The 736-nt window shown below is 43.9% G+C and carries 1 protein-coding gene; it reads left to right on the forward strand.

All coding sequences use genetic code 11. The features are described 5' to 3' along the window. On the forward strand, positions 1 to 689 hold a 689-nt coding region (locus tag BG32_RS11910), incomplete at its 5' end, for an N-acetylmuramoyl-L-alanine amidase (protein ID WP_147435001.1). Between the last annotated feature and the right edge of the window lie 47 nt (positions 690 to 736).

Raw genomic sequence — 736 nt, forward strand, 5'->3', positions numbered from 1 at the left:
GTTCAGAAAGAAGAAAGTTTGTCGTTATTCTTGCTCTCTTTTTTTCCACATTTGCTTTTTCGCTTACTATCTGCATCGACCCCGGTCATCAGAAAGAAGCGGACCTGACTCTTGAACCTATAGCTCCAGGTTCGGAAATGACTAAGGCAAGGGTTTCCACTGGGACACGCGGATCCTCGACCGGTATTCCAGAATACGTTTTTAATTTGGAGTTCTCTTTCATGTTGAGGGATAGGCTTCTTCAGGAAGGGTATGAAGTTGTCATGACCAGAGATAGTCACGATGTCAACATAAGCAATGTTGAAAGGGCGAAGATAGCAAACGAGGCGAATGCCGATCTTTGTATTCGAGTCCATGCTGACTATAGCTCCGATAGCAGCCTCAAAGGATTCATGTTACTAATTCCATCTGAAACCTCTGCTCAAAGTCCATTGATCTATTCGGACAGCAAAAAGGCCGCGGAAAAGATCATGGCAAGTCTATTGCAGATCGATGGTATAGATTCACTTGGAATTAGGCCACGCGACGATATTACTGGATTCAACTGGTCAGAAGTTCCCGTACTAATCTTCGAAGCGGGCTTTATGTCAAATCCCGAAGAAGATGTCCTTCTCTCTACCAGAGATTACAGGGAAAAGCTCGTGGAAGCTCTCGTCACAGGAATTGAGGATTACTTTCTGACGAAGTAATGTGATTCAAAGGTCGAACAGAAAGGATCTTTTGTCATGGTTCTTTT

The sequence above is a fragment of the Mesotoga sp. HF07.pep.5.2.highcov genome (genome assembly GCF_003666285.1).
Lineage (GTDB): Bacteria > Thermotogota > Thermotogae > Petrotogales > Kosmotogaceae > Mesotoga > Mesotoga prima.